The organism is Rhodococcus sp. JCM 9793 (assembly GCF_055380405.1).
Window position 1 is genome coordinate 3,711,186 of record NZ_AP043721.1, and the last position, 22,355, is coordinate 3,733,540.

At 66.8% G+C, this 22,355-nt stretch carries 21 protein-coding genes and 2 pseudogenes; 9 read left to right on the forward strand and 14 right to left on the reverse strand.

Annotated elements, in window-relative coordinates:
* The first annotated feature begins 31 nt into the window (after positions 1-31).
* Positions 32-823, forward strand: a complete 792-nt coding sequence (locus ACZ46K_RS19210) for a hypothetical protein (protein ID WP_054805716.1) — start codon at positions 32-34, stop codon at positions 821-823.
* Positions 824-904: 81 nt separating this feature from the next.
* Here the strand turns inward: ACZ46K_RS19210 and ACZ46K_RS19215 are convergent, their stop codons facing one another.
* From ACZ46K_RS19215 to mshC, 10 genes and pseudogenes are all read right to left on the reverse strand, one after another.
* Positions 905-1,345 carry a VOC family protein gene (locus ACZ46K_RS19215; protein ID WP_054810342.1) on the reverse strand — a complete coding sequence of 147 codons (441 nt, stop codon included), beginning with the start codon at positions 1,343-1,345 and terminating at the stop codon, positions 905-907.
* A 177-nt stretch (positions 1,346-1,522) separates the two neighbouring features.
* A complete protein-coding gene (locus ACZ46K_RS19220; protein ID WP_054810341.1) occupies positions 1,523-2,062 on the reverse strand; it encodes a VOC family protein in 540 nt (179 codons plus the stop codon).
* 126 nt (positions 2,063-2,188) lie between these two features.
* Positions 2,189-3,814: pseudogene (locus tag ACZ46K_RS19225) on the reverse strand (helicase-related protein); the annotation flags it as partial.
* Positions 3,815-4,221: 407 nt separating this feature from the next.
* Positions 4,222-4,605 (reverse strand): annotated as a pseudogene (locus tag ACZ46K_RS19230) (NERD domain-containing protein); the annotation flags it as partial.
* Between the two features lie 147 nt (positions 4,606-4,752).
* Complete coding sequence (locus ACZ46K_RS19235; RefSeq protein ID WP_054810340.1) at positions 4,753-5,523, reverse strand: nucleotidyl transferase AbiEii/AbiGii toxin family protein; 771 nt, start codon at positions 5,521-5,523, stop codon at positions 4,753-4,755.
* Positions 5,520-6,167: a type IV toxin-antitoxin system AbiEi family antitoxin domain-containing protein gene (locus ACZ46K_RS19240; protein WP_464744180.1), complete on the reverse strand. Its 648-nt coding sequence runs from the start codon at positions 6,165-6,167 to the stop codon at positions 5,520-5,522. Before ACZ46K_RS19240 ends, ACZ46K_RS19235 begins: the two co-directional genes overlap by 4 nt.
* Positions 6,168-6,440: 273 nt before the next feature.
* Entirely contained in the window at positions 6,441-7,679 is a 1,239-nt protein-coding gene (locus ACZ46K_RS19245; protein ID WP_464744182.1) for a vWA domain-containing protein, read from the reverse strand.
* Entirely contained in the window at positions 7,676-8,911 is a 1,236-nt protein-coding gene (locus ACZ46K_RS19250; protein ID WP_464744184.1) for an AAA family ATPase, read from the reverse strand. The genes ACZ46K_RS19245 and ACZ46K_RS19250 overlap by 4 nt, the downstream gene beginning before the upstream one ends.
* 90 nt (positions 8,912-9,001) lie before the next feature.
* Complete coding sequence (locus tag ACZ46K_RS19255; RefSeq protein ID WP_464744186.1) at positions 9,002-10,375, reverse strand: hypothetical protein; 1,374 nt, start codon at positions 10,373-10,375, stop codon at positions 9,002-9,004.
* A gap of 177 nt (positions 10,376-10,552) precedes the next feature.
* Positions 10,553-11,794 carry a cysteine--1-D-myo-inosityl 2-amino-2-deoxy-alpha-D-glucopyranoside ligase gene (gene mshC, locus ACZ46K_RS19260; protein ID WP_464744188.1) on the reverse strand — a complete coding sequence of 414 codons (1,242 nt, stop codon included), beginning with the start codon at positions 11,792-11,794 and terminating at the stop codon, positions 10,553-10,555.
* Positions 11,795-11,960: 166 nt separating this feature from the next.
* On the opposite strand from mshC, the gene ACZ46K_RS19265 reads away from it, so the two are divergent.
* Positions 11,961-12,914: a DUF808 domain-containing protein gene (locus ACZ46K_RS19265; RefSeq protein ID WP_054810772.1), complete on the forward strand. Its 954-nt coding sequence runs from the start codon at positions 11,961-11,963 to the stop codon at positions 12,912-12,914.
* A 22-nt stretch (positions 12,915-12,936) separates the two neighbouring features.
* Here the strand turns inward: ACZ46K_RS19265 and ACZ46K_RS19270 are convergent, their stop codons facing one another.
* The 4 genes from ACZ46K_RS19270 to ACZ46K_RS19285 are packed head-to-tail and all read right to left on the reverse strand — an operon-like array spanning position 12,937 to position 16,006.
* The gene (locus tag ACZ46K_RS19270; RefSeq protein ID WP_464744191.1) at positions 12,937-13,734 is read right to left on the reverse strand and encodes an SCO1664 family protein; all 798 of its coding nucleotides are present in this window, start codon (positions 13,732-13,734) and stop codon (positions 12,937-12,939) included.
* 4 nt (positions 13,735-13,738) lie between these two features.
* Positions 13,739-14,326 (reverse strand): DUF3090 domain-containing protein, encoded by a 588-nt coding sequence (locus ACZ46K_RS19275; RefSeq protein ID WP_054810771.1) that lies wholly within the window; start codon positions 14,324-14,326, stop codon positions 13,739-13,741.
* Between the two features lie 45 nt (positions 14,327-14,371).
* Complete coding sequence (locus ACZ46K_RS19280; RefSeq protein WP_464744193.1) at positions 14,372-15,103, reverse strand: histidine phosphatase family protein; 732 nt, start codon at positions 15,101-15,103, stop codon at positions 14,372-14,374.
* 57 nt (positions 15,104-15,160) lie between these two features.
* The gene (locus ACZ46K_RS19285; protein ID WP_054807415.1) at positions 15,161-16,006 is read right to left on the reverse strand and encodes an undecaprenyl-diphosphate phosphatase; all 846 of its coding nucleotides are present in this window, start codon (positions 16,004-16,006) and stop codon (positions 15,161-15,163) included.
* Positions 16,007-16,213: 207 nt separating this feature from the next.
* On the opposite strand from ACZ46K_RS19285, the gene ACZ46K_RS19290 reads away from it, so the two are divergent.
* The 7 genes from ACZ46K_RS19290 (at position 16,214) to ACZ46K_RS19320 (ending at position 22,339) form a co-directional block, all read left to right on the forward strand.
* Positions 16,214-17,152, forward strand: a complete 939-nt coding sequence (locus ACZ46K_RS19290) for an aldo/keto reductase (protein WP_464744195.1) — start codon at positions 16,214-16,216, stop codon at positions 17,150-17,152.
* A 90-nt stretch (positions 17,153-17,242) separates the two neighbouring features.
* Positions 17,243-17,908, forward strand: coding sequence for a biliverdin-producing heme oxygenase (locus ACZ46K_RS19295; RefSeq protein WP_054810972.1), 666 nt, complete (start codon positions 17,243-17,245; stop codon positions 17,906-17,908).
* A gap of 44 nt (positions 17,909-17,952) precedes the next feature.
* Positions 17,953-18,939 carry a heme/hemin ABC transporter substrate-binding protein gene (locus tag ACZ46K_RS19300; protein WP_464749402.1) on the forward strand — a complete coding sequence of 329 codons (987 nt, stop codon included), beginning with the start codon at positions 17,953-17,955 and terminating at the stop codon, positions 18,937-18,939.
* A 69-nt stretch (positions 18,940-19,008) separates the two neighbouring features.
* A complete protein-coding gene (locus tag ACZ46K_RS19305) occupies positions 19,009-20,070 on the forward strand; it encodes a FecCD family ABC transporter permease (protein WP_464749403.1) in 1,062 nt (353 codons plus the stop codon).
* 86 nt (positions 20,071-20,156) lie between these two features.
* Entirely contained in the window at positions 20,157-20,942 is a 786-nt protein-coding gene (locus ACZ46K_RS19310) for a heme ABC transporter ATP-binding protein (protein ID WP_464749405.1), read from the forward strand.
* A 132-nt stretch (positions 20,943-21,074) separates the two neighbouring features.
* Positions 21,075-22,082, forward strand: a complete 1,008-nt coding sequence (locus ACZ46K_RS19315; RefSeq protein WP_464744198.1) for an NHL repeat-containing protein — start codon at positions 21,075-21,077, stop codon at positions 22,080-22,082.
* Between the two features lie 2 nt (positions 22,083-22,084).
* A complete protein-coding gene (locus ACZ46K_RS19320) occupies positions 22,085-22,339 on the forward strand; it encodes a DUF5703 family protein (RefSeq protein WP_464744200.1) in 255 nt (84 codons plus the stop codon).
* The last annotated feature ends 16 nt before the right edge of the window (positions 22,340-22,355 follow it).

Consider the following 22,355-nt stretch of genomic DNA (forward strand, 5'->3'; position numbering starts at 1 on the left):
GCACCACAACAGATAGCCGAATCGAGTCTCCATGGTCCACCTCAGTCGCATCGCGATCACCGTCACCCTCGCCGCACTCGTCAGTAGCTGCACCACCCAACCGAATTCACACGCCCCTGGCGACCGGGACACACCACCGGATTTCGAACCGATCTACACAAGCTCATGGTCCGCAGAACCCGGCATCGACCTGCTCAGCCGTGAAGCAGAACTCATCCGAGCCACATTCGAATCCAGTTGGCAAACAGAGATGTACTCGATCACCAACTCCTTCCCCGGATACCGAGAAGCCATCGGCTATCCCCACCCCTCCATCCAGAACATCGTCCGGGGGGCCGACGCTGGGAATACCGACTGGGACCAAGTCAGCAAACACACTATCCGGTACCACATCACCGAACTCATCGAAACTCCCACCGACATCACCGCAAGCATCTGCGACGATATCGTGTACACCGAAACCACAACCAACGACCACATCACCCGTCACGGGCTCTCATGGACCGCCTCCCTGCACAACACAGCCGACACCCCGGGCCTCCCCGGCATCGCCGACACCGACCGTGCAAACCATGATCCTCGCGCCCGACGCACCCCCGACTGGAACGTTTTCGGCACCTGGAGAATCACTCATCTGATCCCACAAAGCCTCAACATGGAGAAACACGTTGCCGAACCCGCCTGCACCGCCTGGTGGCTGGCAAACCACCCAGACACGCTGAAAGTTGACGGCAACACCACGTTCCGCGCGGCCGGCGTCGTGCCCGGAACCCCCCTCGCTCCGCAATTCCCTGAGTGGATCGGACCAGCGGAGGGTCGATGACGACGCAGGCCGATCCAGTCACATTGTCGAGTGCAGTGCCCAGCGATGACCGAGGGACTTGCGTCTGCGGTCCCGGTCTGGTCAACCGACACGCTCGAACAACGACACAATGATCCCTTCGGGCCCACGCACATAAGCCATCCGCACGCTGTTCTCGTACTCACCGATGCCACCGATGAGGCCGTATCCGTCCGCAGCCACCTCGTCGATTGCAGCTTGAAGGTCGACGACTTCGAAAGACACATTGCGCAACCCGAGCTCGTTGGCCATCGCCGCTGGCGATCCGGGCACGTGGTCGGGCGTGATGAAGCTCGAGAGTTCCAGTCCGCAGCCTCCGCCGGGCGGCCGCAGCATCACGATCTCGCAGTGAGCACCGGGGATACCGCAGACGGTCTCAACGAATTCGCCTTGCACAGATCCGGTGCCTTCCACCTCCATTCCGAGTGTCACGAAGAACGCCGTTGCGGAGGCGAGGTCCGCGACGGTAATGCCGACATGGTCGAAACGCTGCACGTGTGCCATGAGGTCCATCTTCCATTCGAGAACTTCGACCCGCCGGGTCGTCGGCGCCGCGACCGTACTGCCCGGGCACGGCCTCCTTGGCGCGACGGGATCGACACCGCTGTGGAAGCAACCCTGCGTGCTGGTCCGGCCTGATCACCGCGCCTCGTCGCTCTACACCGCCGCACGGCGAGGAGATCACGGCGTGGCCGACGACCTCGCCGCGAGTCGCTTCCATACCTCGACGTCGGTGCGCGGTCCCCCTGGCGTCTCGGCGCCGTATCGAGCGGTTTCGCCGGGGATATCCAGGGGGCCGACCATCGGAACACCCGGATACAGTGCTTCTTCGATCCGCTCGTCGGGCACCAGCCAGCAGATTTCGAATTCGATTCCGTCGGGGTCACGGGCGTACAGCGCCTTGGTGGCGGCATGGTCCGCAGCACCGGTCAACGCTCCCGCGGCGGCGAGGCGCTGACGCATATCGTCGAGGTCTGTCAGCGTTTCGACCTCCCACGCGACGTGATAGAGCCCGACTCTGCCCGGCACGACAGTGTCCCCGCCGCGCGCCTGGAACAGTCCCAGATCATGGTCGTTGGCCGATCCCGCGTGCCGAAGGAAGGCGCCACCAGGGAACTCCCCCGCCAATCGCTCGAACCCGAGCACGTGCTCGTAGAAATGCAGACTTCGTTGCAGGTTCGACACATACAGGACGACATGATTGATGCCGCGCATCCCCATCGACAATCCCTTCTCGAAGGCCCCCGCACGACCTCAAGTGCGTGAGCTGTGAATCTGCCATTCTCCTTTGGGCGCCCGCCACTGCGATCGAGCGTTCCCGAAGAGCGGGCTCGCACAACGCGCTCGCTACTCGAACCTGCGATGAATGGTGCGCGGTACCTCGAGTGCCGCGTGTGCGCCTTGGTCATCACCGAGTCGCTCGGCCAAGGTCCGTTCCGCGAGGCCCGGCGGTAACGCGGCGGAAAACTTCAGTCCCGAGACCGCATTGGCCGCGACCGTCGGCGCGCGCCACGCAATCTGTGCGAGAGCGGCGGACACATCGCGTGCGGTGACATCGGGCAGCAGGCGCAACGATTTCTCGTCGATTCGTTGCCGAGGGTCGACCAGAGATGGCAACGAGGCCTGCAGGGTGCGGTTGGCTGCAGTACCCGCCCACGTCCACCATCGTCCGCTGCCTTCGGATGGAAGAGCGATGACCGCCGCATCAACATCGACCGCAGGCAGATAGCTCGCTCGCAGGTCGACAAGGGTTGATTCGGCTCGTCGAGTCAGCGTGACACCCGGTGGCGTCGCACCGAGCAGCACCGATCGCATACCTTGCGCGATCTCGTACGAGACGCCGCCACCGAGTCCGGACCATTTTGCTCGTCCACCCGAGTCGACGGGTTCGACGAAGCAGCGTCGACGCGGCCAGTCGATGTGGGTGACCTTCCACGAGCGGCCGGCGAGGAGCAGGATCCGCGGTCCCTCGACCTCTTCGGTGAGTAGGTCGGTGCCGATCGTGCCGATTTCATTGCGCCCGGCGAGCACTGTGAATTCCGGTGGGGCACTGAACACTGCAGTCAGGTCGGAGAAGTAGCGGCGGCCGAACCGCCGTTCGGCTTCCGGTCCGATGTGCAGGAATTCGCCGTCGCGGTCGAAGAACCCCTGTTCGCACAGAAACTTCATGATGTTGTCCGCGGCGTCGTCGAAGATCGGCAGACTCCCCCACCACTGCCGCCAACTCGCCACACCGATGCGGTGTTCCTGCAGGCACAGCGCCATCATCTGTTGTGCTGCGATGTGTCGCGGAGATGGTGGCGGCGTGATCGGCTCAACCCATCCGCGCGCCCAGCCATCCAGCATGCCGAGGGCAAGCAATTCCTTTTCGTCGTCCAGACACAGGAACAGGCAGTTGCGGGAGGTGCCGGCGCGGCGTCCGGTCCGTCCGAGCCGTTGGAGGAACGACGCGACGGTGCGGGGTGCGCCGATCTGGATGACGCGGTCGAGGTCTCCGACATCGATACCGAGTTCGAGCGTGGACGTCGCGACGATCACGGTGTCGCGGGACTCGGCAAACGCCTCTTCCGATTGACGTCGTTCGGCGGCAGACAACGATGAAGGAGACAGAAATGTGGTGATGCCGCGATCACGCAGTGCCGCACCGAGCTCCTCGGCGCGGCGGCGCGAGTCGACGAACACCAACCGCTTCTCGCCCTGATGCAGAGACGCGATGACGGTGGCGGCGTTGGAGACGGAACCGACATAGTCGACGGTGATGTCGGGTTCAGTAGCGGGTGCTCCGACGTCCGGCGCGACGACACGGCGCGGCCGATCGGTTGTGCTCCCCTGCAGCCACGCCAGCAACCCGTCGGGATTGCCGACGGTCGCTGACAGACCGATGCGCTGGATGTCGCGGCCTGCGACGCGGGCCAGTCGTTCGAGGACGGCGAGCAAGTGCCAGCCGCGGTCGTCGCCGGCTTGAGCCGGGACAGCAGCTTGTATTCGTGTTCGACGCCGCGCGCCCGCGCGTGTTCCTCGGCGGAGGTGGCGCCGGGTTTGGGCAGGTAGAAACGGATGCGAGCCGCGCGCTCCATGTCGACGTGATGAAAGGCCGGCCAGTCCTGCCAACCTTCCCCGTCGCCGAGTGGTTGCTCGTCGATCACCCACGAGCCGACCTCACGCTGGCGGCGCGGTGCGAGTCCGATCGCGGCCATCAGGTCGCGGATCAGCAGCGACTTCTCTTCGGAGACCGGTTCGTGTTTCGACGGCGCGAGGAGCCGCTCGCTGATGCCGGGCAGGTAGCTGCGGTGCTCGTTGCCGTCGATGCCGTACAGGTTGATCGCGGAGTTGGAGGGAAGCATGCACTTCAGGTCCGGGTGGTGCAGATACACCAGTTCCTGGACGTACGGGATGACGCCTTTGAGCTTCTTCTGCCCGGTCTTCTCTGCCAAGCGGTCTTTGAGCAGCGACGAGAAGTACTGCGCCTTCTTCCGAGCAAGCAACAGCGGCGAATCCTCGGAACGGTAGTTTCCACGGCTCCACACGTGATCGTTGCCGCGCAAGGTACCGCTGTAGTACTTGAGTTCGATCAGGTACAGGGTGTCGCGGGCGAGGACCAGCAGGTCCACTTCGTGCCAGCGGCCGCGGTTGTCGCGGAACTCGAAGTTCGACCACGCCCGGTACGGCGGGGCGTCGGGGAGGATCTCCTTGATCCGTTCGAGTCCTTCACGTTCATGATCGAACGGGGAAGGACTGACCTCGACCCAGCGGTCACTGTGCACCGAGTACCACCCTGCCCATCCGATCGTTCACGTCCGTCACAACTTACCCGGCCGGATAAGCGCCCGCGGCTACCGCCCGATGGCCGTCGTGCCAACCTGGGGCAGCTCAGTGCGCAGCGCGAATCGCCATCGATCACTCCTCGAACGTCACGCGCGGTCACCCAGCTCGTGATCGGTGACGCGGGCCCATGCGTTACGGACGGTTGCGAGCGCGGACGCGGCGCTGATGTTCAATCGAGTCTGAGCGGCCAGCTGCGATGACCAGGCACTCTCGCTCGGCGGTGTGCGGAACAGATACGGTCCGGGTGGGTTATTGGTCGGTCCGTGCCGTCGGAAGAGATCGGCAGCCGCGACGTCGATTGCTCCGATCGCAGCGAGCGCCCACAAGTCCCACAGGTCGCGCGGCGCGCGACGATCGTGCCACGTGGCGGTCTTGCCTGCCGCGAAGGCAGGCAACGTGGGCACAGCCAGTGTCGCCGGTGGCGCGTCGCTGTAGCGCTGCTCCAGCCTCCGAGGTTCTGCCGGCCACACCGTCCGGTCGCGGGAGGACAACAACTGGATCTTGACCGACAGACCGCCGCGGGTACGGAGATTCGCCGCCTCGGTATCTCGGACGGCGGTGAGCGCCGGCTCCCAGGACAGACGACCGTGTGTCCGCGCGACAGCACGTTCGAGTGCAGCGTCGAGTTCGACGGCCAACTCGTTCCGATTACCCAGAGCAACAAGATCGATGTCCTCGCTGAGACGACCGCTCGGGAGGTGAGTACGCGCGAGCGCGGTGCCTCCTATGAAATGCACGCGGTCCGCGAAGCGATCCGCGATTGCGGCGAGGAGGTGTGAGATGAGGTGGTCGCGCTCCACCTGTTCCGGTGAGACACCGAACTGTGCGACAACGGCGTCTCGCTCGTCGAGGATCATGACCGCACTCCTGCCCAGATTTCAGCGCGTCGCAAGGCAGCGACAAGACGCTGAGGCTCCGCGAGTTCGGCGAGCCGGTCCGGGTCGCTGCGGCCATAGAGGGCAGTGATCGCCGCAGCGATCTCGGGCTCTGCATTTCCGAGCAGAGGCCGACGGGCAAGATCGAGCACTGTCTGTTCGGGTGTCGTGACAAGTGCAGAGCCGAGTGCTGTGTCCACGCGTTCAGCGTCGAGCGCGTCAGTATCACGCTGCACGAACCGGACGGTGGCACGACGGTCGCTCAACTCGATTGGCCTGTGCGCACGGGGGACGGCGACGACGGCGGTGGCCAGTGCACGGGGAATCGCACCGAGCACCCGCGCTGCGCTGATACCCATCAGCACCGCTCGGTCTGCTCCGTAGATCGTCGAGGCGATCCCCGCGGCAACAGCTTCCAGTCCGGGAAGCCACGGACGCCCCACCTGGTCTTGCGGGACGACGATGTAGTAACCGTGGGCCACCCTGTGCAAGACTCCCCGGTCAACGAGCCTCGACAGCTCGGGACGCGGGTGCGCATACACGCGGGCAGCGTCCTGGGGACGGAACGTACGCAGTTCGGACCGCGCAAGCTCGACGGGCAGCGGCGTCCCACGTAACGTGCCCACATCAGTCCTTCCAGTGTGCATTTCGTAGGCTTAAACCCTACGAAATGCACACTATATACGAATTGAGTATAGGGTAGATGCACGATACGCGGGCGTGCACGCGACAGACCTCGTCGACGCAGCCCACGGACTCCCCGGATTGCCGAACCACAACCGACCGTTTCCGAAAAGCGGACTCCGAGCACGCTGCAGCGCATTCCCCGAGTTCGAGTGCGCGGTTGTGGTCATAGAGCCGCCCTACGCGCGACGTACGATGCATGCACGTGATGGCGCTCAGGTGCGCGATGTGCCGATCTCCACTACATGCGCCCATTCCGGTGGCCGGGTGAGAATGTAGTCGGGGTTCGATTCGTTCGGGGGAACGATCCGAGGGAACAGACCGACCACCGTTCTGCACCCCGGACGGCTACGGGGCCAAGGGGTTTGCCCATCGGTGAGCACGACCACCACGTCGGGGGTGAATCGGCTGCGCAGCGCCCTCTCGAATCCAGCGCGCAGATCCGTGCCACCACCCCCGAACAGTGGAATGTCCTCGGCCTGGCACAGCGGGTGTACGACCCGCGCCGCCGAGTCGCAGGACAGCACCGTGACCAGGTCTCGGCGCCCACCCACGGCCCGCGCGATGGCGGCCACCTCGAGCAGCGCGCCGCCCAGGTCTGCGTCGCTCACCGAGCCCGACGTGTCGACGATGACACTGACCCGAGGCGGCGTCCGACGCAGGCTCGGCAGTACCGCGCCGGGCACGGCTGCAGATCGCCGCGCCGGCCGGCGGTAGGTGTAGTCATCGCCGGCGCCGGACGAGGACGTAGCCGAGCGGATCGCCGCACCCAGCAAGGCGCGCCACGGCTGCGGCGGGTGCAGAGCCTCCTCTGCCCACCGCCGCCATCCGCGAGGGCTACTGCCCGGCTGCCCGATGATGCTGTGCGCCACCTTGAAGCGCACCGCGTCTCGTTGCTCGTCACTGAGCGCGTTGGCGCCCTCTGGACCCAGTTCCCACTCCCGGCTCAGCCCGTCGGCACCGCTGCCGCAATCGAGCCACGACACCGTGTCTGTCCACGGACCGAGTCCGAACTCGCCCAGGTAATCCTCCATGAGCCGGCCGCCGGGCAATCCCAGGGTGGACGGCAGTACGGCATCGTGAGGTGTTTGCAGTCCGTCGCCGAACGCGTCGTCGTTGATCTCCGCGTCGGCGGCGAGATTCATCCGGAGCCGATCGGCGCGGGAGGTCAATTCGTGTGCAAGGGCGTAGCGGTCACTGCGGCCGTGATGATCGCGCAGCAGATGCGAGACCTCGTGGACCAGGACCGAGGCCAGTTCCTCCACCGGTCGCTGAGTCAGGAAGGCAGGTGAGACGTAGCAGCGCCAATGCCGGTCCACGCCGACGGTCGGCACGCGGAGCGACGCGACGATGTGCAGCGCGTACAAGGCGGTCGCGAGGTAGGGCCGGGCACGAGCGGCATACAACCGCGCGGCGTAGATCTTGTCCAAGTCGACCACAGGTGCCGCCGTCATCGACCGGCCTGTGCGGCGGCACGGTCGCCGGCGAGGTCTGCCGCCTGAGAGACCGACACGACGCCGGCGAGCCTGTCGATTGCCGCAGGCACCTCCCACTCGTCCCTGCGCAGGGCGGCAAGGGTGGTCGCCGGGACTACCACGAGGTCGGGTGGCCCGCTCTCCACCGCGGTGACCAGGATTGCCCACGCCGCGTCCCAGCGCGACTTCTCCGGCCGTCGGCGGACGGCAGCGACCACCGCGTCGAGCACGGCCTGGCGCAGATCTCCGCGATCGGGGAGGTCGGCGGACGCGGGATCGGCGAGCAGCGCCTCGGGGTCCGGGAGATCCATGCGCTCGATCGCGGCCAGTAATTCGAAACCGGGCCCGTCACCGACACTCCCCCGGACCAACAGGGACAGCACATCCTTCGACGACGAGGTGGCGGTCGCGAATGCGATCAGCCGCACGGTCATGTCCCAGCTGCGTGGCGACGGCCAGGCGCTGCCGCGGCGGGTCTGACTGCTGGGCAGTTGATGCACGAGAGCAGGTCGGGCGGTGAGGAGCTCACAGACCGCGCGGCGGGCGAACGCCACCGCGTCGGAGAACGTCGCCGGGTCGAGTCGGGGCAGCGTCGCGCGTGGCCAGGTCCCGCCGAGGCCTCGGACGACCACGTCGTGGTCGTATGTCCAGTGCAGGTGCACGAATCGGTTCGCCAAAGGTGGGCTCAGCTCCCAGCCGTCCGCCGCCGAGGACGGTGGGTTGGCGGCGGCCACGATGCGGACGTCGGGTGGGAGTTGTAGTGCCCCGATTCGTCTTTCCAGGACGAGACGGAGCAGGGCCGCCTGTACGGCAGGCGGCGCCGTCGACAGTTCGTCCAGAAAAAGTAGCCCGCGGCCGGCCTGCACGAGCCGGACGGCCCAGTCGGGCGGGGCCATCGGGACACCCTGTGTGGCGGGGTCGTCCCCGAGAACGGGCAGACCTGAGAAGTCCGACGGCTCGTGCACACTCGCGATAACGGTGGTCAGCGGTAGGTCCAGGGCTTCGGCGAGCTGGGTCAGGGCGGCGGTCTTACCGATTCCCGGTTCGCCCCACAGCAGTACCGGTAGGTCCGCGGCCACCGCCAGGGTGAGGGCCTCGAGTTGGTCGTCGGGGCGAGGTTCGGTGGTGACTGCGCCGAGCATCGCCAACAGCTCTGCGGCACTGTCGAGTTCGATGTTGCCGGGACTGTCTGAAAGGAGCGTGGAAGACATGTGTATCACCTGTGATATCTCGAGGATCAGCAGGACGTGGCCGGTCGGCCGCGCTGCGGGACAGTGGGTTTCAGGAAGCGAGGAGAAGGTTCAGCGTGAATGGGTTCGGCGCAACCGTCCGGGGCGCCGAGGTCGAGATGCGGGCGGCGGTGTCTCAACCGGTGCAGTACGGAACCGGTCGTACGTGGTGCGACGCTCGACGGCCGCACGGAGCGCGTCCAGCAGGGGTCCGTCACGGAGGACAGCGTCGGGACCGAGCAGTCCTTCGACGACTGCCAATGCCCCGGTGGTGTCTCCGTGATCCAGACGTTCACGGACGCCCGGCAGGCAGTCCGGACGGCGATGCGCCTGGTCGATGACCTGAAGACACGGCAGTGGGGTGCCGCCCAGTGCGGCGAGCAGTTCCTCGCGCCGAGTCTCGGCAGGATCATGATCCAGTGCGGTCAGTGCACCGTCGACCAACCCGATCCGGTGCCGTTCACCACGGCAATCGACAATGTTGGTCCGATTCGTCGGCGTCGATCCCGCAGATGACGGCGGCGGCGACCAGTCCGGGTCCAGGGCAGCGGCGACCAGCGGGTGCAGCCCGTCGGCGGTGATCGCTCCCGACCGGATCAACTCCAGATCGGGTAATACCCAGGTCGCGGCATCGGGTAGCACCGGCAGCGCGGCGAGTCGGCCGGACGGATAATCGTCCACGAGTCGTATCGCGGCGGGATCGGTGCCGCCGACCGGATCCACCACCAGGTCGCGTCGGCCCCCGCACCGCACCCGCACAGGGCCGTCGCGCTGGCCGTCCGCGCGGAACAGGATGCGGGATTCGGCCGCCCAGCGGTCGACGGCGCAACCGTCCGTAATCACGGCATCCAGGGCCGGGTCGAGCGCGGTAGCGTCTGGCACTTGCCCTGTCCCACTGCGAATTCGTAGATCACCGCACCTCCGCGCATCCCACAGGTGCCGGTGGAGGTCGAGTCGGAATCGTCTGTCGGGTCGCGGATGGGGATGGTTCGCGGAATCCGAGCCATCCCACAGTGCCAGCACGATCCTCTGCCCGGCATCGGCCCACGCCGGAGCGGTGCGGACCACGAGATTCACCGAACCTGTTCCACCGCAACGTTTTCGGTGCTCTTGCGGACCGTATCGGGCCAGTGCGATGGTCAGCCCGGGGCGCAACAGTCCGTCGGGGGCCACCCGCGGTAGGTGCCAGCGCAGCAGGTCGGGTGCCAGGTGACGTAGGTCGTCCAGAACTTGCGACGCGACGCCACGGCCGTGCGCGTGGGCCAGCCCGCGTAGGTCGATCTCGACATCGAATCCCGCTGCGTCACAGGCGCCGCGCCAGTCGCCGGCGAGACGTCGGGCAGTTGCGGCCTCGATCACGGACGGCGGCACGGCGAACTCGCGCACGCGCGGCCAGAAGGACAGTCGGGGGTCAAACCCGTTCGCGTTCGGAGGGTGCATCAGCACTCACCGTGAGCGAACTGGGCCCCCAATCTTGGATCAGAGAAGGTTGTCATCGGCGCAATCGTAGCGTGTCGCGGCGATTGCGGCCAGTGCGCTTCTGCACTGACGCACGAGAACGAGTGTGCAGTTGTTGTCGTGACACGCCGGGCATCGCGACCAAAACTGCACACTCAAAAGCGATTACCGCAGCGGAACTCCCAGCAGTGCGTCGACGGCGTCGGCGAACAGTCCCGGCGCCGAGGCGTCGTCGCCGCCGCGGTCGACCGCGAACTGCGCCCACGCATCGAGGGCAGCGAGGGCCTTGGGGGTGTCGAGGTCGTCGGCAAGGTGCTGACGCAACCGCGCGATCGTGTCGTCGACCGACGACGCCGACGTCAATGCCGCCGCTTGCCGCCACAACTCCAGCCGCGCCTCTGCGGACGCAAGGACATCAGCGGTCCACGGCCGATCGACGCGGTAGTGGCCGGACATCAGGCCGAGCCGGATCGCGGCGGGGTCGACGCCTTCACCGCGCATCTTCGAGACGAACACCAGGTTGCCGCGCGACTTGGACATCTTCTCGCCGTCGAGGCCGATCATGCCGGTGTGCACGTAGTGCCGCGCGAAGCGGCGGTCGCCGGTGACGGCCTCGGCATGCGCGGCGGAGAACTCGTGGTGCGGGAAGATCAGGTCGCTGCCACCGCCCTGGACGTCGAAGCCGCTGCCGATTCGGTTGAGCGCGATTGCGGCGCATTCGATGTGCCAGCCGGGGCGACCATCGCCGAACGGGGACGGCCAGGACGGTTCACCGGGACGCTGCGCACGCCACAGCAGGGCGTCGAGCGGGTTGCGCTTACCTGGGCGGTCGGGGTCGCCGCCACGCTCGCCGAAGAACTTCATCATCGTGGCGTGGTCGTACCCGGACTCGTATCCGAACTGTTCGGTCGCGTCGACGCGGAAGTACACATCGGGGTATTCGGCGTCGTCGACGACATAGGCGGCGCCCGACGCGACGAGCTTCTCGACGAGCTCGACGACCTCACCCACGGATTCGACGGCGCCGATGTAGTCGCGCGGCGGCAGGACCCGCAGTGCCTCCATGTCTTCGCGGAACAGCGCGGTCTCGCGCATACCGAGCACGACCCAGTCCTCACCATCTCGGTCGGCGCGTTCGAACAGCGGGTCGTCGACGTCGGTGACGTTCTGCACGTAGTGGACGTCGTGCCCGTTGTCGCGCCAGATGCGGTTGACGAGATCGAAGGCCAGGTAGGTCGCCGCGTGACCGAGGTGGGTGGCGTCGTAGGGGGTGATGCCGCAGACATACATCGTGGCGGTCTCGCCCGGGGTGACGGGTCGCACCGCTCGGTCGGCGGTGTCGAACAACCGCAGCGGGGGGCCTTCACCGGGCACGGACGGAATCGCGACATCGGACCAAGACAGCATGCACCCGAGCCTAATGGAATCGGCAAACGTGGCGCCCGGGCCCCTGCTGCAGTCGGATCCCACCGAGGGCACCGCCGTCGTGCGTCACCATGGATTCGGTACGGTTCGGTGTCGACCACGACCATGTGCGTTCGGCTCTGCACAAGAACAATTGTGGGAGGTTCCCGTGGCTGGTGGTCTCGTCGCCCTGTTGGACGACGTTGCGGTGCTCGCGAAAGCTGCGGCGGCGTCGATCGACGACATCGGTGCTGCTGCCGGTAAGGCCAGCATCAAGGCGGCGGGGGTGGTCGTCGACGACACCGCCGTCACCCCGCGCTATGTGCACGGGTTCTCCCCCGACCGCGAACTGCCGATCATCCGCAAGATCGCGATCGGATCGATCCGCAACAAGCTGCTGATCATCTTGCCGGTGGCCATGCTGCTCAGTCAGTTCCTTCCGCAGGCGCTGCCGTATCTGCTGATCGCCGGTGGCCTGTTCCTGTGCTTCGAGGGTGCCGAGAAGGTTTACGAAGCTCTCTTCGGCGGTCATCATGCCGACGACGACGTGCCGGCCGCCGAGCGGGGACCCGAGTTCGAGAAAACCATGGTCAGCGGCGCGATCCGTACCGATCTGATCCTGTCGGCCGAGATCATGGTGATCTCACTGTCGTCGGTCGAGAGCGAACCGTTCGTGACCCGGCTGTTGGTGCTGATCGTCGTCGCGATCCTCATCACCGTCCTGGTGTACGGGGTGGTGGCGTTGATCGTGAAGATGGACGACCTGGGTCTGGCGATGGCGCGTCGACAGTCCTCCTTCGCTCAGCGGATCGGGCGGAGTCTGGTGTCGGCGATGCCGAAGGTGATGACAGTGCTCACCGTGGTCGGTATCGCGGCGATGTTGTGGGTCGGCGGACACATTCTGATCGTCAATGTCGGTGAAGCCGGGTTCCATTGGCCTGCCGATCGCCTCCACGATCTCGAGCACTGGTTCGGTGAGCTCGTGCACGGCGGGTTCGACGGGGTGCTGTCCTGGACTGCAGGGACCGTGACGTCTGCCGTCGTCGGGCTCATCCTCGGTGCGATCGTCGTCCTGGTCGTGCACATGATTCCGAAGCGGAAGAAGAGCGCCGCCGCGCACTGACCCGATCAGTTCGCGGGCAGGTTCAGAACGCCGGCCACGGGATGCGCCGCTCCCCGATGGGTCGGGGCATCACGGGCTGCTCGAGCAGTGCCGTGATGCGGTGGTGCAGCGCGGCGACCTCCGCGCCGGTGATGTGTTCGCGCAGCACGTCGGCGAAGTCGCCGTCGAAGCGGCGGGCGAGTTTGTCGAGGTCGGTGAGCAGTGCCTGATCCACGGTGGAGTCGGCCCATCCCCACAGCACGGTGCGCAGCTTGTTCTGAGAGTGCAGGCAGATGCCGTGGTCGATGCCATAGACGTGACCGTCGAGATCTTCGAGGACGTGCCCGCCCTTCCGATCGGCGTTGTTGAGGACGATATCGAGGACGGCCATGCGCTGCAGTTGCGGGTCGTCGGCGTGGACGAGAGCGACATCGCTTCCGTCCATGTCGCGGGCGCGGAGCACGGGTAGCCATCCGTCGGGGACTTCGTCGACGGGACAGATGTCGACGAAGTCGAGACGGTCGGTGGAGTCCTCGCGGGTGTCGATCCAGCGTTGGACCATGCCGGGCCCGAACGGGCCGTCACGCAGGATGGTCAGGGGGATCACACCCCAGCCGAGCGCTTCGGAAACGAGGTAGGAGGCGACCTCACGACCGGCAAGCGTGCCGTCCGGGAAGTCCCACAGGGGTCGCTCGCCGCGGACGGGTTTGTACACGCAGCGCACGGTCTGCGAGTCGAGGCGCGCGTCGCAGACGAGCGTGGCGTTGCTGGCATGCACGACCTGTCCGACGACGGTCAGTTCCCCGTCGGACAGCACGTTGCGCACGTCGGGTACGGACACGACGTCAGTTCTCCTCGTCGAACCACGAGCTGGGATCGAACCCAGTGGTGCGCAGGTAACCGTTGGTGCGCACGCAGATGTGCCCCTCACCGTCGATAGGTTCGCCGCACAGCGGGCACGGGGCACGACCGGCGGAGACGACCATCTCGGAGCGGGTCGCGAAGCCACGGGCCTGGATCGGGGTGAGGAACACTCGGACTGCGTCGGGGCCTTCCTCCGTGTCGTCCAGGACGACGGACTCGTCGAGTTCGGTCTCGGTGACCGCGAGCAGTTCGACGACGACGGCGCCGGAATCGGCGTCCCAGCCCAGCCCCATGGTGCCGACCCGGAATTCCGCGTCGATGGGGGTTTCGAGGGGGCTGGTGTCGACGTCGGCATCCTCCGGCAATGTGGTGCCGAAGCGTCGGTGCACCTCTTCGAGCAGCAGACCCATCCGGTCGGCGAGGATCTGTACTTGCTGCTTCTCCAGGATCACGCTCACCACCCGGGAGTCGTGTACAGCCTGCAGGTAGAACACCCGGTCGCCGGGTTCACCGACGGTGCCGGCAACGAACCGGTCCGGAGTCCGGAAGACGTGTATCGCGCGGGCCATTGCACCTCCTCGAGTCCGTTCACTGTGCCATGTCGGTCACTGTCATTATCCGCCCCGGGTGCCGAGTCCCTCTCCGGCCTCGTCGGTCGAGGATTCGTCGGACCCGCTGCCGGGTACTTCGCCCCCGGGAACGGATTTCGGAGCCTCGGCGACGGCGAGACCGGAGAGATCGCCGCCGGTGTCGTTGACGCGCAGCACGAAGGGCCGGGTGTCGGTGTAGCGCACGACGCTGATCGACGCGGGTTCCGCGACGATGCGCTGGAATCCGTCGAGGTGGGTCCCGAGCGCGTCGGCGAGGATCGATTTGATGACGTCGCCGTGGCTGCACGCGACCCACACGACGTCCTTGCCGTGGGCGGCGGCGAGGCGGCGGTCGTGCTCGCGGATCGCGGCGACCGCGCGGGACTGTACTTGCGCGAGACCTTCCCCTCCGGGAAACACCGCGCCGGAGGCGTGCTGCTGCACGACCTTCCACAGCGGTTCGCTGACGAGTTCGCTGATCTTGCGGCCGGTCCACTGTCCGTAGTCGACCTCGGCGAGCCGTTCGTCGATGGTGGGTGTCAGACCTCGGTCGGTGGCCAGTGGATGCACTGTCTGTCGGCAACGCAGCAGGGGTGACCGGACGATCTCGGTGATCTCGAGACCTGTCAGTCGGGTGAGGAGGTTCTTCGCCTGGACGTGGCCGACCTCGTCGAGTTCCACTCCGGGGGCGCGACCGGCCAGCATGTGAGAGGTGTTGGCCGTCGACCGTCCGTGGCGCAGCAGGATGACCGTCATGTAATCCAGCCTAGAGGTCCGGCTGCGCCGCGGCGGAGACGCACGGACGACGCGATGCTACGTGGCCGAGATCACGCCGGTACCGAGGAGTCCGAACAAGAGCAGGCCGACGATGATGCGGTATCCGACGAACCAGTACATCGAGTGGCTCACCACGAACTTGAGCAGCCAGGCGATCGCCGCGTAGCCGACACCGAACGCGATGATCGTCGCAACGGCCAGCTGCGCACCCGAAGCCTCGAGTCCTTCACCGACGGGTTCGAATGCATCGGGGAGACTGAACAGGCCGGAGGCGAGAACTGCGGGGATGGCCAGCAGGAAGGAGTAACGGGCCGCGGCCTCACGGGTCAGGCCGAGGAACAGGCCTGCGGAGATGGTGCCGCCCGAGCGGGAGACACCGGGGATCAGCGCGAGTGCCTGCGCGGAGCCCATGACCAGACCGTCCTTGAGCGTGAGCTGGTCGACGGTGCGGCGCTGGCGTCCGTAGTACTCGGCGGCGGCGATGACGAACGAGAACACGATGAGCATGGTCGCGACGAGCCACAGGTTGCGCGCGCCGGTGCGGATCTCGTCCTTGAACACCAGCCCGAGGATGCCGATGGGGATGGTGCCGAGAATCACGTACCACCCCATCTTGTAGTCGTGATTCTCGCGATGCTCCTTGTGGAACACGCCACGGAACCACGCGCACAGGATCCGCCAGATGTCACCGGCGAAGAACAACAGAACGGCGGCTTCGGTACCGAGCTGTGTCACGGCGGTGAACGATGCACCGGCGTCTGCTCCGAAGAACAACTCGGACACGATCCGCATGTGACCGGACGAAGAAATCGGCAGAAATTCGGTCAGACCCTGCACGAGTCCGAGGATGATCGTCTGCAGCCAGGTCATCGATTCGGTCATCTCGCGACCTCGGCACGATCGCGAGATGAGGAAGGGCGGTGGGTCGATGTGCACGCAGCAGATGAGCGCAAATTCCGATTCACCCGCGAAACAGTACGCGGCGCGGCGAACCATCACCTGTCGCGTCTCCGACATTAGGGTGCCACTAGCGGGAATGGTCGTGCATCGATCGACCGGTTCCCTTCGCTCGGGAGGATCACACGCGGTATGGAACACAGGACAGTCGGGTCGAGCGGGCTGCGCGTGTCGCGGCTCGGACTCGGAACGCTCACATGGGGACGCGGCACCGACGGCGACGAGGCGGCCGCTCAACTGTCGGCGTTCGTCGATGCGGGAGGCACCCTCGTGGACACCTCCCCTGCCTACGGTGACGGGGTAGCCCAGCGCATCCTCGCCGAACTTCTCGACGATGTGGTCCCCCGCGACGAACTGGTTCTCTCGGGCAGTTCGGGAATCGACACCACCAAGCTCGGTGCCGGACGGGTCGACTGCTCGCGCGGTGGTCTGCTCACTCAGCTCGATCACTCGCTGCGCGAACTGGGCACCGACCACCTGGATATCTGGCAGGTCGCGACGTGGGACCCGCACACCCCGATCGACGAAGTCGCCTCGGCGCTCGAGTTCGCGGTGTCCAGCGGTCGGGTCCGCTATGTGGGGGTGCGCGGTTACCTCGGGTGGCAGCTCGCGACCGCGGCGGCGCACACCGGCCGACCTGCTCCGCTGGTGTCCACGCAGGTCGAGTACTCGCTGCTCGCCCGGGGGGTCGAGGACGAACTGATCCCCGCAGCCGCGCATCACGGTGTCGGTGTATTCGCTGCGGTCCCGCTCGCCGGTGGCGTCCTCACCGGGAAATACCGCACCGGAACGCCCGTCGACTCGCGGGGCGCCGATGATGTGCACACCGAGGAAGTGCAGCGGTATCTGACGAAGTCCGCAATCCGGGTGGTCGACGCGGTCGCGACCGCCGCGGACGGGCTCGGCACCTCACCGCTCGCCGTGGCGCTGGCGTGGGTGCGTGATCGTCCGCATGTCGCCTCGGCCCTGGTCGGGGCGCGAGATCTGGCACAGTTGACAGGGGTGCTGGTCGCAGAGGAGTTGGCGTTGCCGCCTGCGATCTCGGCCGCACTCGACGACGTCAGCGCGTGAGACGGAACCGCACCTCGCCGGTCCACCACGCAAAGGTTAGGCTGTCCTGCCAAGAGGTCTGGTAGCCGAGCAGCACAGAGAGGTGGGTCGATGACCGCGACCGAGATCGCCGGATTCGCCGAGCGGATCCGCATCGAGACACAGCAGGCGCATACGAACACCGAGAATTCGGTGTTCGTCACCGAACTGCTCGACGGGAAACTCGACGCCGCAGCGCACGCCGCGCTGATCGCCCAGACCTGGTTCGTATACGAAGCACTCGAACGGATCGGGCGCACCTACGCCGCCGATCCGATCGTCGGCCCGTTCCTGTCCGACGACCTGCTGCGCACCCCGGCTCTCGAGGCCGACCTGACGTTCCTACTGGGACCGCAGTGGCGTGAGTCTCTCGCGCCACTCCCTGCGACCATCGCGTACGTCGAACGACTCGAGCAGGTCGCGGCCGCATCCCCGGAAGCCTTCCTGGCGCACCACTACCTGCGCTATATGGGCGACCTGTCCGGCGGGCAGATCATCCGCCGCATGCTCGAACGCGCCTACGGCTACGACCGTGACGGGCTGCGCTTCTACATCTTCGACGAAATCCCGAAGACGAAGCCGTTCAAGGACTCCTACCGCACCAAGCTCGATGCCGCCCCCCTCGACGAGACCCAGCAGCAGCAGGTGATCGACGAGGCGAACCTCGTCTTCGGTCTCAACGGCGCGTTGTTTGCCGACCTGGCCGCCGATCTCGACCGTTACCGGGCGCGGGTCTGAACGATATGTTCCGTTCGACCGTGAAGGTCCTGTCGGCGCTGCTCATGTCGATCGTCGTGCTCGTGCTCGGCGGCTGCAGCACCGATTCCTCCGACGGAACCGGAACATCGGCGGCTGCCGGCGCGCGCACCGCAATCGTCGCCGACCCCGATCCACGACCGATCACCACCGATCCGTCCCCGACGCTTCCCACGACGGTGCGCAGTTTCGACGGTGTCGATACCACCGTGACCGATGTGTCGCGGATCGTCGTCGCGGACCGCTCCGGGACCCTCGCCCAGACCGTGTTCTCGCTCGGTCTCGGCGACAATGTCGTCGGCCGCTCCACCGCAATATTCCCCGCCGGTGAGCACCTGCCGAACGTCACGCCCGGCGGGCACGGCCTCAACACCGAAGCGATCCTGGCGTTGAATCCGACCGTGGTTCTCACGGACACCTCGATCGGTCCGCTGGCCGTGCAGCAGCAGTTGCGCGACACCGGCGTGCCGGTGGTGTTCGTCGATCCGGAACGCAGCCTCGACACCGTGGCGGCGGGCATCGAGTCGGTCGCCTCAGCGCTCGGTGTGCCCGAGGCGGGCGAGGCATTGGTGCAACGCACCGACGAGGAGATCGCCGCGGCGCAGGCCTCCGTTCCGGCGGAGCACCCCGAGTTCACCGTCGCGTTCCTGTATCTACGCGGCTCAGCGATCAAAATGCTCGGCGGCCCGGGGTCCGGTGCCGATGCGTTGATCGAAGCCCTCGGCGGGCGCGACGCAGGAACCGTGGCCGGTCTCGAATCGCAGTTCATGCCGATCACCAGCGAGGCCATGATCGCGTCCGCACCCGACACGATTCTGATCATGACGCACAGTCTCGAATCCGTCGGCGGACCGGAGGGCCTGGCCGAGCTTCCGGGTGTCGCGCAGACCCCGGCCGGGAAGAGCGGCAGCATCGTCGACATGGACGACGCGGTGCTGCTGAGTTTCGGACCCGAGACCGGTGAAGTTCTCGCAGCGCTCGTCGAGGCGTTCTACCCTTCCGACGCCGCGTGACCGATGTCGCGTGACCCAACACCCCCTGATCGCGTGCCCGCTGTGAGCGAGGTCGGCGAAACCACCGGGCTGCCTGCCGAAGCGCTCCGCAAGGCCGGCCCCACCCGCACCACCGTGGTGTTCGCCGGTCTCGTCGTCGCGCTCGTGGCGCTCGCGATCGTGTCGGCGTGCCTCGGCCAGGTGCCCACCAGCCCCGCCGAAGTGGTCGGCAGCGTGCTCCATCGCATCGGACTCGACATCGGTCCGATGCCCGCCCACCCGGCCGGTGAGGTCACACTGTGGGAGGTGCGGTTCCCGCGGGTGGTATTGGCAATCCTCGTCGGCGCCGCACTGGGCTGTTCCGGTGCGCTGCTGCAGGGCATCTTCGCGAACCCTCTCGCCGAGCCCGGTGTGATCGGGGTGTCGTCCGGCGCTGCTGTGGGCGCGTCCGCGGTGATAGTGCTCGGCGGCGCCTTCTCCTCGGGATGGTCGCTGGCGTGGGCGGCGCTGCTGTCCGGTCTGGTCACCACGTTCCTGGTGTACGCGATGTCGCGCTCGGGGGGTCGGACCGAGGTGGTCACCGTGATCCTCACCGGTGTCGCTGTCAACGCCATGGCCGGTGGACTCATTGCGTTCTTCACGTTCATCGCAAATCCCGCGGCCCGCGATCAGATCGTGTTCTGGCAGCTGGGCAGTCTCGGTGGCGCCACCTGGGACATCGTGGGGGTCGTCGCCCCGCTCACCGTGGTCGGGGTGGCAGTCGCGATCGTGCTCGCACCCAAACTCGATGTGCTGGCCCTCGGTGAGAGCGTCGCCCGCCATCTCGGTGTCGACGTCGAGCGGGTACGCCAGGTGGCGATCGTCGCGGTCACGGTGCTGGTCAGCGGGGCGGTGGCGTTCACCGGCATCATCATGTTCGTCGGGCTCGTGGTGCCGCACCTGATGCGTCTGGCACTCGGCCCCGCCCACCGCGTACTCATGTTCGCCAGCGTCCTCGGAGGCGCGGTCGTGCTCCTCGCGGCCGATCTCGGCGCCCGCACCCTCGTTCCCAACGCCGATCTGCCGCTCGGCATGCTCACCGCACTCATCGGCGGTCCGGTGTTCTTCTGGATGCTGCGGCGCACCCGCGCCAAGCAGGGCGGGTGGGCGTGAGCAGATCCTCGTTCACCTCTCCCATCGCTTCGCTCGGTCGGCTGCGCGGGCGCCACAACCTGCCCGAACGATCCGAGCCCGGTGCCGTGACACTGCGCGGCACCGGGATCCGGTTGCAGCGCGGCGAACGTGAGATTCTGCACGGCATCGACTTCGAGGTCCGCGTCGGCGAGGTCGTGGCCTTGGTCGGCCCCAACGGCGCGGGCAAGTCGACGCTCCTCGCGGCCCTGACCGGAGATCATCCGCTCAGCGGCGGGCACGTCGAGGTCGATGGACGTGATCTCGACGAGTGGACTCCGCTGGCGTTGGCGCGGCGACGCGCCGTGCTGCCGCAGCAGCACACCGTCGGATTTCCGTTCACAGCGCGGCAGGTGGTGCAGATGGGCCGGGCTGCGTGGGCACGCACCGATCGCCAGTCCGCAGACCGTGAAGTCGTCGGGAATGCGTTCGCGACGTGCGACGTCGCGCATCTGGCCGACAGGCCGTTCCCTGCGTTGTCCGGAGGCGAACGGGCCCGGGTGGCGCTGGCGCGGGTGCTGGCGCAGGAAACCCAGACGTTGTTGCTGGACGAACCGACCGCCGCGCTCGACATCGGACATCAGGAAACCATCATGCGTGTGGTTCGGTCCCGCGCCGATCACGGTCATGCCGTGGTGGTGGTCCTGCACGATCTGGGGCTCGCAGCCGCATACGCCGACCGCATCTGCGTGCTCGAGAAAGGTCTTCTCGTTGCCGACGGTGGCCCGGAGGAAGTGCTCACCGAAGACCTACTCAGCCGCGTCTACGACTATCCGGTGCGGGTCAGCGCTCACCCGGAGACCGGGACTCCGCTCGTGCTGCCGCATCGGGAAGGGCCTGCACCCACGCTGTGAGCGCCGCATCACACCGCCGCTGATCGGCACGGAGGCGCCTGCACCCGCCGGATGACGATCGGGAACACTGGATGGCGGCGGCGTCTTCAGGGCACTGCCACAGCCACAGCACAACAGCGAGGAGCAACGACGATGGGTGGACCGGTGATGCGCAGCGCCGCGGTGGTGATCGGGCTCGCGGTGACACTGGTCGCCGGATGCTCCTCGTCCGACGATGCGGCCGAATCGGTACCGACCCGCGAACCGGCCACTGCTGCGGTGGCACCCGCGGTGACCACCACCCCTGCCGGTGTCGTCACTCCCCTCGCGGAGTCGGTCGACGCGATGGTCATCGCGCCCGGTACCAGCGTCGTCGCAGCCCTCGTCGACGACGGGCAGCAGATGCTGTTGATCGATGGCGCAGGCGCAGACCCGCGCGAGGTGGTGTTGCCCGCAGCCGCAGCGACCGTCTCCCCCGGACCTGACGGAACCGTGCTGGCTCCCGCGGCGGGCGTGGTCGCGCAGGTCGACGCCACCACCGGAACCGTCACGGAGGTGCCGGTCGACGGCGAAGCTCTCTCGGCTGCGGTCCTGCCCGACGGTCGCTGGGCGGTCGGCACCGCGGGAGGCACTGTGCTCATCGTCGCTCCCGAGACGGGTGAGGTCGAGTCGACGATCGGCGGGCTCATCTCCGTCGACGCACTCACGGTGGCCGGCGACACCGTCGCTGCTCTGGACCGGCACCAGTCGTCCATCACCGAACTCGACCTCGAGGATTCGAAGCTGCGTGTCGCGCTACGCGCCGGTGACGGCGCCACTCAAATGACCAGCGACCCGTTCGGGCGTGTCATCGTCACCGACACCGACGACGACGAACTGCTTGTCCACACCCTCGATTCGCTGGTCCTGCGGCAGCGGTATCCGACAGGCCCGGCACCGTATGCGGTGGCCTACGACGAGAAACGTGACCTGGTGTGGGTCACCTTGACCGGCAGCAACGAGGTCGTGGGCTACGATCTGTCGACCGGTATTCCGAGGGAGCGCCACCGCTTCGCGACGGTGCAGCAACCCAACTCGCTCGCCGTCGATCCGGCCGATGCGGCGCTGGTGGTGGCATCCGCGACCGGCGACGGACTACAGAGGATTCCGGTCGAAGGGTAGTGATGGCAGGCGAGAATGCGAGCCGGTTCACCCGCCTCCCCGTGGGGTGGGACACCAGCAACGACGACTACGAGTACGTGCCGCTGAAGCTTCCGAAGGAAGTGTCGCGGATCAGTGCCTCGCTCCGGCTCGCGATCTCCGCCGAGTTCCACGGCTGGGAATTGACCCGGCTGCGGTTGTATCCGGACGGCAGTCGGCGGGTGCTGCTGCGTCGCCGCAAGACCGGCCATCACATCCCCGAACCCACCGTCCGCTGATCGATCACCCGGGTCG